3 protein-coding genes are annotated in these 14,190 nt (G+C 77.7%); 2 read left to right on the top strand and 1 reads right to left on the bottom strand.

The window, feature by feature from the left end; all coding sequences use genetic code 11:
- Positions 1–369: 369 nt before the first annotated feature.
- A complete protein-coding gene (locus WME97_RS34945; RefSeq protein ID WP_437544073.1) occupies positions 370–12,564 on the top strand; it encodes a tetratricopeptide repeat protein in 12,195 nt (4,064 codons plus the stop codon).
- Positions 12,565–12,915: 351 nt separating this feature from the next.
- A complete protein-coding gene (locus WME97_RS34940; protein ID WP_012239209.1) occupies positions 12,916–13,254 on the top strand; it encodes an HU family DNA-binding protein in 339 nt (112 codons plus the stop codon).
- A gap of 198 nt (positions 13,255–13,452) precedes the next feature.
- Here WME97_RS34940 and WME97_RS34935 read toward each other — a convergent pair whose 3' ends face one another.
- A complete protein-coding gene (locus tag WME97_RS34935; protein WP_437544071.1) occupies positions 13,453–14,067 on the bottom strand; it encodes a hypothetical protein in 615 nt (204 codons plus the stop codon).
- Positions 14,068–14,190: the final 123 nt, after the last annotated feature.

Below are 14,190 nucleotides of genomic sequence, written 5' to 3'. Positions count from 1 at the left end.
GTGCAGCCGACCCCAGCAGTTCCCTGAGCCCGTCCCTCCCGCAATCGGCGCCGCAGCGCGGCCGTGCAGCCCGCCGCGGTCCGCCTCCCTGACGAACGCGCGTGCCACCGCTGTCGCATCTCCTCCTCTCTTCTGCTCCGCCAGTGCTCGACTCCACCCTCCCTCACGCTCACGCGCCGCGCGCGGCCGCCGCCCGCGACGATCGGGCCTCCCGCCCGAGCCACGGCCCCGTCCCCGAGCCCATTTACCCATTTGGGAAACGCTCCTGTTACCTTGGGCAGCGCTCCGCAGCGCACTGCGAGCGCAGGTTCGACGGCAGCGCCGGCACGCCGGCCCCTTGCACCACCGCCAGCCGAGGTCCGGATCCACATGCAGCAGGACACGAAGAGCGCGCGCGTCTCGTTCCGTATCGACAACCTCGAAGCCGCGCTCGAGCAGGGGATCGACAACGAGGCGGCCGCGCTCGACGTGCTCGTGGCCGCGGCGGCCAAGGGGAGCCTGCACCCGGAGCTGTGGGCGAAGCTCCACGAGGCCTCCGCCCGCCACGACCGGTTCTCCGAGCTCGCGTTCGCCTACGAGCGCCTCGTCGGCGAGCGGCGGTTCGGGATGCTCCCGCAGGCCGCCCAGGCCGAGGTCCTCGTGCGCGCCGCCGAGTTCCTCGCCGACTCCTTCGGCGACCCCGGCGGCGCTCGCCCCTACCTCGAGCGGGCGCTCTCCGTGCTGCCATCGCACCAGGAGGCATTCTTCCGGCTCGAGCGCATCCTCCAGGAGGCGAACGAGCCGGCGAAGCTCGCGGACCTCTACGCCCTCGCGGCGGGCCACCGCGCGGACCGCGCCGAGCAGCTGTCGCTGCTCCGCCGCGCGTTCGAGCTCGTCGACGTCAACGGAAACGGCGCGAGCGACGAGGAGCGCGCCATCAAGCTGCTCCAGCAGATCCTCAAGGTCGACCCCGGCGACGCCTCGGCGCGCTGGGAGCTCGAGGCGCGCTACGCGCGCGCCGGGCGGAACCAGGAGATCGCGAGGATGCTCGAGCAGGCGCTCACCGCGGAGGCGCCGCCGCCCGACGCGCTCGAGATCCGCGCGCGGCTCATCGACCTCTACAGCGGCCCGCTCAAGGAGCTCGAGCGGGCGCTGCCGCACGTCGAGGAGGTGCTCGCGCAGAGCCCGGACCACGAGGCCGCCCTCCGCGCCGGTGAGGCCCTGCTCGCGCGCAAGACCGTGCTCGTGCGCGCGGCCGCGGCGCTCGAGGCGGCCCACGCGCGCCGCGGGGACGCGGAGGAGGCGGCGCGGATGATGGCCCTCCAGATCGAGAACCTGCGCGGGCCGCGCCGCGTCGAGGTGCAGAAGCGGCTCGTCGAGCTGCAGTTCCAGCGGCTCGGCGATCTCGCGTCGGCGATCTCGCTGTCGGAGCAGATCCTCGCGGTCGACCCGTCCGACGAGGCGGTGCGCGAGCGCTTCGTCGCGCTCGCGTCGGCGCTCGACCGCCAGGCCGACGCGGCGCGCGTGCTCGTGCGCGCGTCGGCCGGCGCCAAGGACAAGCCGCTCAAGGCCCGCATCGCCGCCGAGCTCGGCGAGCTGTACGAGGGCCTCGGGGACGGCAGGAAGGCGCGCGCGTCGTTCCAGCAGGCGCTCGACGGCGAGCCCGACGACGCGGCCGCGCGGCGCGCGGCCCGCGGGCTCGCGAAGCTCTGCGAGCGCGAGCGCGACGCGCGCGGGCTCGCGGGCGCGCTCGAGCGGCTCGCCGGGGCCGAGCCGGAGGCCGAGGCGCGCGAGGCCGCGGCGGAGCGGCTCGCGCGCCTCTACGAGGAGGAGCTCGGCGACGCCGCGGGCGCGATCGCGGCCTACCGCAGGCTCGCGGAGTCGGGCTCCTCGCGCGAGCCGGGCGCGCTCGCGGCGCTCGAGCGGCTGTACGAGGCCACGTCGGCGCACGAGGGCCTCGCGTGGGTCCTCGAGCGGCGCGCCGAGGCGGAGCCGGACCGCCGCGCGGCGCGGGAGCTCGCCTTCCGCGCGGCCGAGCTGCGCACCCGGCTCGCGGATCTGCCCGCCGCCGTCGCCGCCTGGCGCCGCTACCTCGCGGCGTTCGGGGCGTCGCGCGAGGCGCACGCGCGGCTCATCCCGCTGCTCGAGCAGGAGCGGCGCTGGGCCGAGCTCGAGGCGCTCCTCGAGGCCGAGGCCGAGCTCGCGGCCGGGCAGGACCGCGCCTCGGTGCTCGCCCGGATCGGCGCGGTCCGCATGGCGCGGCTCGACGATCCGGCCGGCGCGATCGCCGCGTACCGCGAGGCGCTCGCGCTCGATCCGACCGACCGATCGAGCCGGCTCGCGGTCGAGAAGATGCTGGGCGCGCCCCCGGGCAACAGCGCCGCCGCCGCGGAATCGTCGCGGCAGAGCTCCCACCTGCTGCTGACCGACGATCAGCGGCTCGCGGCCTGCGCGGTGCTGGAGCCGATCGCGCGCGCGGAGAAGGCGGCGCCGCTGCTCGTGCGCGTGCTCGAGACGAAGGCGGAGCTCGGGCCCGTCGTGTGGGCCCCCGGCGCGTCCGCGCCGGCGCCGGCCGACGTGTCGGGCAGGCTCGCGGCGCTCGAGGAGGCGGCCTCCGTGGCCGAGCGCGAGCTCAGGGACCCGAAGAAGGCGCTCGATCTCTCGGCGCGCGGGCTCTCGCTCGCGACCGCGCACGCGCCGGAGCGGCTCGCGCGGTGGGTCGCCGAGGTCGAGCGGCTGACGGAGCACGGCAGCGAGTCCGCGCGCCGCGCGCCGGCGCTCGCGGGGGCGCTCGGGGATCGCGCCGTGGACAGCCCGGCGCTGTCGCACCTCGCGCGGCGCGCGGGCGAGGCGCTGCTCGCGAGCGGCGACGTGACGCAGGCGCTCGCCCTCTACCGCCGCGCGCTCGCCTTCGAGCCCTCGTCGCTCGACCTCATCGCCCGCGTCGACGCGCTCCTGCGCGAGCAGGGCAGCCCCGAGGAGCGGCTCGCGCTCTACCGCGAGGCGCTCGCGCAGCCGTGCGCGCCCGCGCGGCGGCGCGAGCTCCTGCACGCGATCGGCACCATCCAGCGCCGCGACGTCGGCGATCTCGCCGGGGCGGCCGCGACGTACCGCGCGGCCATCGAGGACGACCCGGGCGACGACGCGGCGTACGAGGCGCTGCTCGAGACGTACGCGGCGGGCAACGCGTGGGGCGCGCTCTACGGCGCGCTGGCCGAGCGGCTCCCGGGTGTGGCGCCCGACGCGCGCGTCGCCCACGAGCTGCGCATGGCGGACGCGGCCGCGAGGGGCGGGGAGGTCCCGAGCGCGGTCGCGCACTACCGCGCGATCTTCTCGAGCGGCGCGGCGCTCGACGGCGCCGCGCTCTCCGCGATGGAGGCGCTCGCGCTGTCCGCGGGCGATCCGGCGCTGCTCCGCGAGGTGCTCGAGCGGCGCGTCGCCGCCGCGGGCGATCCCCAGGACGAGGCGCTCTGGCTGGAGCGCCTCGGCGAGCTCGCGGCGTTCGGAATCCACGCGGCCGACGCGGCGGACGCGCCCGACGCCGCGCGCGCGGCGGACGCCCCGGCGACGCAGGCCGCTCCGGGCGACCTCGACGCCGCCGTGACGGCCTGGCAGCGCGCCGCCGGGCTCGCCGAGGGGCCGCTCGCGGATCCGGAGCGCGCGCAGAAGCTCTACGAGCGCGTGCTCTCCGTCGCGCCGAAGCACCGCGACGCCGCCGCCCGCCTCGCGGCGCTCTACCGCGGGCAGGGGGCCTGGGCCCGGCTCGCGGCCGTCTGCGAGGTCCTGATCGAGACGGCGACGTCCGACGACGAGGCGCTCGCCGCGCTCGCGGCGCTCGAGGACGCGGCGATCCGGGCGCGCGCGACGTCGCGCTTCGTCGACGCCGCGCTCGATCTGCGCGATCGCATGAGGGCCGAGGGGGAGGGGGGCGCGGCCGCCGGCAAGGCGGCGGCGCGCGCCCGGGCGATCGAGGCGGCGCTCGCGCGCGTGCTCGCCGCCGATCCCGAGCGGCAGGACGACGCCGCGTCCGTCTACCGGCGCCTGCTCTCGCCCCAGGACGACGGCGACGCCGCGCCGGGCGCGCTCGACGCCGCCGCGCTGGAGGCGTTCCGCGCGTTCCTCGCGCAGAGCCCCGACACGCTCGCGCGCCGCGTGGACCGGCGCTGGCTCTTCACGCTCCTCGTGGAGCGCGGGCACGAGGGCGAGCGCCCGAGGGCGCTCTCCGCGTGGGCCGCGTGGGAAGAGGAGATCGGCAACCGCGCGGCGGCCGCGGCGCTCTACGCCCGCCTGCTCGAGGCGGATCCCGAGAACGACGACGCGCTCGCGGCGCGGGGGCGCCTCCTCGCCGAGGTGGGCGATCACGAGGGCGCGGCGGAGGTGCTCGCGGCGCGCCGCGACCGGAGCCAGGGCAGCGCGCGCGTCGCGCTGGACGTCGAGCTCGCGACGCTCCTCTTCGATCGGCTGGATCGGCCGGCGGACGCGCTCGACGCGGTCGCGCCCGCGATCGAGGCCGGGACGATCGAGCCCGCGGTGATCGAGATCGTGCAGCGCGCGCTCGGGCGCCCCGAGACGCAGGCGCGCGCGGCGCTCCTCCTCGAGCGCGCGTGCGACGCGCTCGACGATCCCGAGGCGCGCGTCGCGCTGCTGGAGGCGCTCCTCGCGAGCTCGCCGGCGGACGCCGCGCCGGGCGCCCTGCTCGACGCGGGCAGCCTCGCGGCCGCGCAGCGCGCCGCCGTCCGCCGCGGCTGGTTCGAGCGCCTGCTCGATCACCACGACCACGACGCGCCGCGCGGCCTCGACGTCGCCCTGCGCGCGGTCTCCGAGCTGCCGGGCGAGCTCGCCCTCTGGGATCGCCTCGAGGAGCTCGGCCGCCGGGCGAAGCAGCCCGAGCGCGTCGCGGCCGCGCACGCCGCGGCGCTCGACGCGGGCGCGGCGCTCCCGCCCGACATCGTCGAGGAGATCGGCCGGCGGGCCGTCGAGCACCACGAGGAGTGGTTCGACGCGCCGGAGGCCGCCCTCGCGCTGCTCCGCCGGCTCGTCGAGCTCGTGCCCGGCTCGCTCTGGGGCTTCGAGCGGCTGAAGCTCGCCTACAACGCGGCCGAGCGCTGGGAGGACCTCTTCGCGCTCTACGACGGGATGCTCGAGCGCACCTCGGCGGCCGACGAGCGCGTCTTCCTGCTGGAGGACGCCGCGGCCGTCGCGCGCGACCTCGCCGGCGACGGCGAGCGCACGATGCGCTACCTCGAGCAGCTCCTGCCGCTCCAGGGCGACGCGCGCACCCGCGCCGCGCTCGAGCGGCTCTACGAGCGGCACGGCAGGCACCGCCCGCTCATCGATCTCCTGTCGGCCGAGCTGCCGAGGCTCTCCGGCGACGCCGCGGATCGGCTCCGCGAGCGCGTCGCGCTCCTCTGGATCGAGGGCGTCGGCGACGCCGCGTCGGCGCTCCCCGTGGTCGAGCGGCTCCTCGACGCGCCCCCGGAGCCGCGCGCCGCCCGCGCGGCGCCGCGCCCCGTCGACGCCTTCGCGCTGCTCGAGCGGATCCTCGGGGCGCTGCCGCCCGAGCAGGCGCCCGCCGGCGCGCTCGCCGCGCGGCAGCGGTCGGCCGCGCTGCTCGCGGAGCACTACCGCGAGGAGGCGCGGCCCACGGACCTCGTGCGCGTGCTCGAGATCCAGCTCGAGGGCGCCGACGCCGGCGACCGCACGGCGCTGCTGCGCGAGATCGTGCGGCTCCGCCGCGACGCCCTCGGCGACGAGCCGGGCGCGTTCGCGCGGCTCGCCGAGCTCGTCGAGCTCAGGCCGTCGGAGGCCGGCGATCGCGCGGAGCTCGCCGAGCTCGCCGAGCGCCTCGGCCGGCACGACCGCCTCGCCGAGGTCCTCGCCGCGGCCGAGCCGCGCGCCGGCGACGCGCGGCAGGCGCTCTCGCTCGTGCGCGACGCCGCGCTCCTCCGCCGCGACCGGATCGGCGACGCCGACGGGGCGATCGCGCTCTTCCGCCGGCTCTTCTCGCTCGCCGAGACGAGCGGCGACGCGGAGGCCGCGCGGGACGCCGCCCGCGCGCTCGATCGGCTCTTCGCGGAGGCCGACCGCGTCGCCGAGCGGTGCGACGTGCTCGACACGCTCGCCGCGATCGAGACGGACCCGGCGGCGCGGCGCGAGGCCCTCGGCGAGCTCGCGCGGCTCGCCTCCTCGCGGCTCGGCGACGAGGCGCGGGCGATCGCGGCGTACTCGGCGCGCCTCGTCGACGACCGCCAGGATCTCGCGGCGCTCGACGGCCTCGCGGCGCTCCTCGAGGAGGGCGGGCGGTACCGCGAGCTCACGGTCGTGCTGGAGCGCCGCGCGGCCGTGCGCGGCGGCGCGGGCGGCCGGCGCGATCTCGGGCGCGTCGCGCGGCTCTTCGAGCGCGAGCTCGGCGACGCCGACGAGGCCATCGCCACCTGGCGCCGCATCCGCGAGGAGCTCGCGCCCGACCCGGAGAGCGGGGACGCGCTGGCCGCGCTCTACACGCGCGCGGAGCGCTGGGGCGACCTCGTCGCGCTGCTCGAGGTCGAGGCGTCCGCGGCCGGCGCGCTCCCCGGCGGCGCGGGCGCGGCGCGCAGCGTGGAGCTCTTCCAGCGCCTCGGCGACACGCACCGCGATCGCACGCTCGCGTGGGAGCTCGCCGTGAAGGGCTACCGCCGCGCGCACGAGGCCGAGCGGGACGCGCGCCGCGCGGGGCTCGAGGGCTCTGGCGGGGAGGGCGAGTGGGGGGCGGCCGAAGGGGGCGAGCGCGCCGCGCGCTCACCCGCGCCGCGCGCGGGGCTCGAGGAGCTGCTGCGCCGCATCGACCCGGCTTCGGCCGAGCACCGCGGCGCGCTGGTCGCCGCCGTCGGCGCGTTGCTCGAGATCTGCGCCGACGCGGACGACTGGCGCGGCCAGATCGCGCTGCTCGAGCCGCGGCTCGCCGCGGCCGGGACGGACGCCGAGCGGGTCGCCATCCTGAAGGCCTCCGCGGCGCTGCTCGAGGAGCGGGGCGACGACCGGGAGGGCGCCTTCGAGCTCGCCTTCCGCGCGTTCCTCCTGTCGCCCGGCGCCGAGCCGCCCGAGGGCCTCCTGCGGCTCACGGACCTCGCGGGCCGCTGGCGCACGATCGCCGACGCGCTGCCCGAGCTCGAGCGCCGCGGCGACGTCCCTGCCGCCACGCTCCGCGACCTCACGGCCCGCGTGGGCCGCTGGCACCGCGACGCGCGCGCCGACGAGGACGCCGCCGAGCGCGCGTTCGAGCGCGCGCTCCTCCACGACCCGGGGAACCGCGCGATCCTGCTCGATCTCGCGGAGCTCCTGCGGCGGCGGCGCGGGCCCTCGCTCGTCCCGACGCTGCTCCGGCTCGCCGCGGCGACCGGGCACGACCTCGCCCTCTACCGCGAGGCGGTGGAGGCGGCGCGCGACGCGGGCGACGCGGCGCGGGCCCGCGAGATCGCGGCGGAGCTCCTCGAGATCGCCGTGCAGCGCCTCGCCGACGAGGAGGAGCAGCCCCCTGCGCCCGGCGCGTGGCCGGCCTCGCGCGCCGCCCTCTGGGCGATCGACGCGCTCGTCGGCATGCTCGAGGGCGCGGGCGACAGGCCGCAGATCGTCGCGCTGTGCCGGCGCGGCGCCGCGCTCCCGTTCGCGCCGAGCGAGCGGCGCCGGCTGCTGCGCGTCGCCGCCGAGGCGGCGGAGCCCGGCGAGGCGATCGCCCTCTACGGCGGGCTGTTCGCGGACGATCCGACGGACGAGCCGGTCGGCGAGAGCCTCGCCGCGCTGCTCCGGGCGGCCGGGCGGCGCGAGGAGCTCGTGCGCCTGCGCGAGCTGCAGATCGAGGTCTCTGGCGATCTCGATCGCCGCGTCGCGCTCCGCTACGACGCCGCCGAGCTCCTCGCGGACGCCACGCGCGCGTCCGAGGCGATCGCGCTGCTGCGCCGGAACCTCGCGGAGAGCCCGGGGCACGGCGCGTCGATCGACAGGCTCGCCTCGCTCCTCGAGGCGGGCGGGCTGCACCGGGAGCTCATGCTGCTCCGCGAGGAGCAGGCGGCCGCGCGCGGGTCGGCGGACGCCGGCGCGGCGGCCGCCGAGCTCTGGCTCCAGGCGGCGTCCCTCGCCGAGCACGAGCTCAACGAGCCCGAGCGCGCGATCGCCAGCTACCGCCGCGCCGCGGACATCGGGTCCGTCGAGGCGCTCGACGCCCTCGCCCGGCTGCTCGCGCGCCGCGGCGAGCACGCGGCCGCCGCCGAGGCGCTCGAGCGGCTCTGCGCCGGCGCGGCGCCCGACGAGCTTCACCAGGCGGCGCTCCGCCTCGCGGACGCGTACCTCGAGGCCGGTGAGGCCGATCGCGCCCGCGCCGCCCTCGAGCGAGCGCTGCCCCGCGCCGCGCAGCCCACGCCGCTCCGCGAGCGGCTCGCGTACCTCTACCGCGCTTCGGGCGCGTGGAGCGCCCTGGCCGCGCTCATCGCGGGCGACGCCGCGCGCGCCGACGAGGCGCCCGCCCGGCTCTCGCTCCTCCGCGAGGCCGCGGACCTCTACCTCACGCGGGGCGGCTCGCCCGCCGCCGCGATCCCGCTGTTCGACGAGGCCATCGCGCTCGCGCCGGACGACCTCTCGCTGCGCCTCGCGCGGAGCCGCGCCCTCTCCGCCGCCGGCAGGACCGACGACGCGACCGCGGCCCTGCGCGGCATCATCGCCGACTTCGGCGCCCGCCGCCCCAAGGAGCGCGCGCTCGTCCACCACGAGATCGCCCGCGTCGCGCTCGCGACGGGCGATCGCGCCCGCGCGATGGCGGAGTTCGACCTCGCGCTGCGCGTCGACCCCGCGCACCCCGACGCGCTCCACGGCCTCGCCGGCCTCGCCCTCGAGGACGGCCAGCTCGAGCGCGCGCACCGCGCCTACCGCGCGCTGCTGCTCGTCGCGCGCCGGCCCCGCGACGAGGGCGAGGGGCTCGTCGGCGTGCGCCGCAGCACGATGCCGCCGACGCGCTCCAGCGTGGGCCTCCCGTCTTCCACCTCGTTCAGCCGGGCCGAGGTCCTGCTCGCGCTCGGCGAGATCGCGCGCCGGCAGGGGGCGCCCGACCGCGAGGCGGAGTACGTCGAGTCCGCCTTCGAGGCGGCGCGCGAGAGCGACGCCGAGCACGAGAAGCTCCTCGCCGCGCTGCGCGCCCGCGGGCGCCACGACCTGCTCGCGCGCGCCCTCGAGGCGCGGCTCGCCGGCCCTGCCGAGGGGCCCGCCGAGGACGCCGCCGCCGCGCTCGGCGAGCTCGCGTCGCTCTACGAAGGCCCGCTCGATCGCCCGGAGCTCGCGCTCTCGGCCCGCCTGCGGGCCCTCGATCTCACGCCCGGCGCCGGCGCCGCGCACGACGCCGCCCTCGAGCTCGCGCGCCGCTCCGGCCAGACGCAGCGGTACCTCGACCTCGTCGAGCGGCTCGTCGCCCGGGCGGCCTCCGAGCCGTACGAGGTCGCGCTCCTGCTCCGCTTCGGCCGCGCCCTCGAGCTCTCGCCGGCCGACCAGGAGCGCGCCGCGGCCGTCTACCGCCGCGCCGAGGCGAAGATCGCGGCCGGCGCGCCCTCCCACGCCCGCGCGGGCCGCGACGCGGGCGCCGACATCGAGCAGCTGTGGAGCTCGCTCGAGGCCATCTACGCGCGCCTCGGCGATCGCGCCGCGCAGGCGGACGTCCTCCGCAAGCGCATCGGCCTCGCCGACGCGCCGGCCGCCCCCGAGGGCGGCGCGGATCGCGCCGCGCCGCGGTACCGCCTGGCCGCGCTGCTCGCGGCGGACGCGGCGGAGGTCGATCCGGCGATCTCGCTCCTCGAAGAGGCGCTCGACCTCCACGCCGATCCGGACCGGGCCGAGGCGATCCTGCGCGACGCGCTCCGCGCCGATCCGAGGAACCCGCGCGCGATCCGCCTCTTCGAGCGCCTCGCACGGCAGAGCGGGCGGCCGCGCGCCCTCGTGGACGCGCTGCTGCTCCTCGCCGAGATCGAGGGCCCCGGGGTCCTCGAGGAGGCCGTCCGCACCGCCCGCGCGCTCGGCGATCGCGGGCTGGCCGAGTCGATCCTGCTGCGCATCGTCGGCTCGGGCGCGCGATCTACGTCCGAATCGTCCGAATCGTCCGAATCGTCCGAATCGTCCGATCCGTCCGGCTCCGCGTGGGCGCTCGTCGCGCTCGCCGAGCTCCGCGAGGAGGCCGGCGATCTCGCGGCCGCCGCGTCGCTCTGCGAGCGCGCCGCGCGCGCCTCGGCGCCCGAGGAGGAGCGCGCGCTGCTCCTGCACGCCGCGGAGCTCGCCGCCGGCCCGCTCGCCGACCTCTCCCGCGCGGCGCGCCTCTACGAGGAGCTCCGCGCCCGCGAGCCCGCCGAGCGCGAGATCTGGACGCCCCTCGCCGGCGTGTACCGGCGGAGCGGCGACGCCGCGCGCCTCGCCGCGCTGCTCGAGGAGACGGCGCCCCTCGTCGACGATCTCTCCGAGCGCTGCGCGCTGCGCCTCGAGCGCGCGCGCCTCCTCGCGCGGGAGTCGCCGGAGGAGGCGGCGGCCCTGCTCCGCGACATCCTCGACGAGGATCCGACCCAGGTGGAGGCCGCCATCCTCCTCGCCACCATGCTCGAGGAGGCCGGCCGCACCGACGAGCTCGGCGAGCTCTTCGCGCTGCAGCTCGACGCCGCCAAGGATCGCGCGGACGTCGCGTCGATCGCGTCGATCTCGATGCGCCTCGGCGCCCTCCTCGAGCAGCGCGGCGACGATCGCGGCGCGCGCGACGTCTACCTCGGGGCCGCGGACTGGGACGGCGCGAACCGCGACGTGCTCCGCGCGCTCGTGCGCCTCAGCCGGAAGCGCGACAGCGCGGACGACCTCATCGACGCGCTCGAGAAGCTCCTGCGCACCGAGCAGGGCGGCGAGGCGGCCCAGCTCGCCCTGGAGCTCTCCGAGCTGCACGGCGCGCGCGGCGACGACGCCGCGGCGGAGGCCGCCCTCAAGGCCGGGTACGCCGTCTACCCCGCGAACGACCGGCTCCGCGAGGAGCTCGCGTCGCGCTACGCGGCCCGCGAGGCCTGGCACGCCCTCGCCGAGCTCCACGTGCTCACGGCGCACGGCGCCGACGGCGACGAGGCGCGCGTCGAGTCGCTCTGCCGCGCCGCCGAGATCCTCCGCGATCGCGCGGGCGACGCCGCGGCGGCCGCCGAGCTCCTCGAGCGCGCCCTCCGCGTCGCGCCCGGGGATCGCGACGTCTTGATCGCGCTCATCGACGCGTGCGGCGCGGTCTCCGACCACGCCCGCGCGGCCCGCGCGCTCACGGCGACGCTCGAGGCGAGCCCGGACGACCCGTGGCTCTACCGCGCGCGGGCCGAGGTCCACGGCGCGCTCGGCCAGGGCGACCGCGCCCTCGCCGATCTCGAGCGCGCCTACGCGCTCGGCGGCGCCGAGTACGCCAGCGAGCTCGTCGCCGAGCTCGAGCGGGCGCTCGCGCGCGCGGACCACGCGGGCGCGCGGTCCGCCGAGGCCGAGGCCGCGGGCGCGCCCAGCGAGGCCGCGGCGGAGGCGGCGGGCGCCGCCTCGCCGCGCGCGCTCCGGCTGCGCCTCGCCGAGATCCTCGCGCGCTCGGGCGACGTCGAGCGCGCGCGCGCCCACCTCGGCGATCTCCTGCACGCCGACTCCAAGGACCGCGCCGCGCTCAAGGCGCTCGCCGGCCTCGAGGAGTCCGCCGCGCGGTGGGACGCCGCGAGCGCCGTCTACCGCAGGCTCATCGCGCTCGAGGAGGGCGACGCCCTCGTCGCCACGGCGCTGCTCCTGGCCGGCGCGTGCGCGCGCGCGGGCCACCTGGGCGACGCCCGCGGCGGGCTCGAGCGCGCGCTCCGCGCCGCGCCGGGCAACACCGAGATCCGCGACCGCCTGCGCGCGCTCTACGCCGAGATCGGCGCGAACCGCGAGCTCGCCGCCATCACGCTCGAGGACGCCGCCGCGGCGTCCGACGTGGCCGGCCGCTTCACGCTCCTCGTCGCCGCCGGCCGCCTGCTGCTCGACGTCGGTGACGCCGCGCAAGCGGCCGCGGCGCTCCGGGAGGCGCGCTCCCTGCGCCCCGAAGATAACGATGTCGCCCTCCTGCTCGTGGACGCGCTGATCGCCGCGGGCGACTCGAGGGAGGCGCGCGCTGTCACCGCCGAGCTCATCGTGGCTGCCAAGGGGCGTCGCTCGCGGCACCTCGGCGCCGTCTACCACCGCGTCGCGCGGATCGAGGACGCCGAGGGCAATCTCCACGAGTCGCTCACGGCGCTCACGAGGGCGCTCGAGAACGATCCTCAGAACGGCGAGATCGCCATGGAGCTCGGCGAGAGCGCGCTCGGGCTGGGGGAGGAGGACATCGCCGCGCGCGCTTACCGCGCGGTCACCCTGATGAAGATTTCCCCCGAGCCCGGCGAGGGAGGCACGTCGCCCGCCGCGCGGGCGCTCGCCTATTACCACCTCGGGGCGATGGCGCTCGCGGCCGGCGACCGCCGGAAAGCGCGCCTGATGCTCGACAAGTCCGTCTCGGAGGACGGCTCGCTCGAGGCGGCCCGGGCGCTGCTCGACGAGCTGCGCGCCGGCTGAGGGCCTGTCCCGCGCCTCTCCGCGGGTATGCCCAGGTCGCGGCGGCCGCCTCCGCGGCCGCCCCAGGCGGCGCGCGCAGGACCGTGGAGCGCCCAAAACCGCGCGATTCCAGGCGTTTTTTGACGCTCTCCGGCCCTCGACGGCGCCGCGCCGCCGCCCTTCCCGGCGGCGGGTTGCCCCTCTGGCGCACCGCTCCGGCGCGGTCTTTCAGGGGTCCGCGCGATGCCCCGTCTCAGAAATCGCTATTTCTCCCCGCAGTTTTGTCTTTTTTTGTCCTGTGTCGTGTGTAAGGTTCACTGAGGCTGTGCGCGGCGAGGTGTCGCGCGCGAGCTCATGTCCGAGGAGAGTGCCATGGCAAGTAAGAAGACGGCCGGGGGCGGCGCGAAGAAGACGTTGAGCAAGAGCGGCCTGATCCAGGCCATCACCGAAGCTGCCGGTGATGAGCTGAGCCGCAAGCAGGTGAAGAACGTTCTCGAGTCCCTCATCACGATCGGTCATCGCGAGCTGAAGAAGTCGGGCGTGTTCACGCTGCCCGGCTTCGCGAAGTTCCGGGTGGTCAAGCGCCCTGCGACGAAGGCGCGCCAGGGGATCAACCCGTTTACCAAGCAGCCGATGACCTTCGCCGCGAAGCCGGCGAGCAAGTCGGTCCGCGCTCGGCCGATCAAGGCCATCAAGGACGCGCTCCTGTAGTCTTAGGGGATCTCCCAGCGGAGCGCAGGGCGGCCACGGCGACGTGGCCGTTCTTGCTCCATGGCCTCGGCGCGCCATCGCCGGGGCGGCGGAAGGGCCCAGCGCGCGCGGCGGGGCGCCCTTCCGGCGCCCCGGCGACACGCTGCCGCCGGGGGCCGGGCGGCTCGATGCCGCCGCCGCCCCCGCGGCGAGGTCAGCTCACTTCTTGCGGCTGTAGGCCTGGGCCGCCACCGGTCCCGAGCCGGTGCGCGCCTTGACAACCAGCTTGGCCGTCGCCGCGATGGGGAACGGCCATTGGTAGCAGCTCTGCTTGGCTCCGATGGCGGCAGTCGGCCCGGTGTCCGAGTCGACGGCGAGCACCGGTTTCAGGTTGAACGCAGCGAGCCCGGGCTGTCCTCCGGCGTTCAGGTCGAGCTCCAGCTGGACGTCCACCTCGGTGACGGTGGGGAGCGCCTGCGCCAGGAACGTGTAGCAATTGCCGGGCTGAAGCATGAAGGTCTGCCCCGAGGCCGTCTGTCCCTCGGGCACCACGCTGCAGACGGGCGCCCCTTCCGGCTGCATCTTCGGCGCCTCGCCGGCAGAGCGGCCCTGGAACATGGTCGTCATCGCGAGCGACTGGACTCCATCGCAGGGCGCCACCGTGGGCACCGCGACGGGGGCCAAGCCGGCGTCCGGGGGCGGCACGGACGCTGTCGGCTGCGGGGGCGGCGGCGTCCCCGCGTCCGGAGCGTCGTCCGCGAACTCCGACTCCTTGCTGCTGCCGCCGCAGCCCAGCGCTGCCACCGACAGCGCCAGGAGCACTGCTGAACCCAACGACCTACCCGTCACCGTCATCTGCGGCCTCCTCGCGCACAGCCCTGCCGCACGCCGCGGCCCCTCGATGGGACAGCTGTGCTCGCGGCGCTCATACACCCGCCAGGGGGCGGGGGCTATGTG

This window comes from Sorangium sp. So ce367, from assembly GCF_051520455.1.
In the GTDB taxonomy this organism is placed as follows: domain Bacteria; phylum Myxococcota_A; class Polyangia; order Polyangiales; family Polyangiaceae; genus Sorangium; species Sorangium cellulosum_B.
This window is presented reverse-complemented; position numbering and strand designations above follow the sequence as displayed.

Bases quoted from the DNA above. Each gene is read 5' to 3' on its own strand.
- WME97_RS34945 (WP_437544073.1), top strand. From the start codon at position 370: ATGCAGCAGGACACGAAGAGCGCGCGCGTCTCGTTCCGTATCGACAAC.
- WME97_RS34940 (WP_012239209.1), top strand. From the start codon at position 12,916: ATGGCAAGTAAGAAGACGGCCGGGGGCGGCGCGAAGAAGACGTTGAGC.